This is a genomic window from Shigella sp. FC1967 (assembly GCF_001743005.1).
Classification (GTDB): domain Bacteria; phylum Pseudomonadota; class Gammaproteobacteria; order Enterobacterales; family Enterobacteriaceae; genus Proteus.
This window is the reverse complement of sequence record NZ_MIIZ01000376.1, coordinates 1-229: the sequence shown is the minus strand read 5'-3', so window position 1 is coordinate 229 and position 229 is coordinate 1. Positions and strand designations below refer to the sequence as shown.

The window sequence follows — 229 nt, the reverse complement described above, 5'->3', positions numbered from 1 at the left end:
TGCGTAAACCTGCGCTTGATCTTTCTGAATTTGATATTGGTGGTCCACAAGGTTATAGCAAACAATTTTTTTGTTTTCGGCCCTCGTGATCCTTATCGTCCTGGTGAAACATTAATCGTTAATGCATTGCTGCGTAAACCTGCGCTTGATCTTTCTGAATTTGATATTGGTGGTCCACAAGGTTATAGCAAACAATTTTTTTGTTTTCGGCCCTCGTGATCCTTATCGT

The 229-nt window shown here is 40.2% G+C and carries 1 protein-coding gene; it reads left to right on the top strand.

What is annotated here, in order from left to right:
• The coding region (locus BHE89_RS03300) for a hypothetical protein (RefSeq protein ID WP_216080975.1) at positions 1-219 on the top strand (219 nt) is incomplete at its 5' end.
• Positions 220-229: the final 10 nt, after the last annotated feature.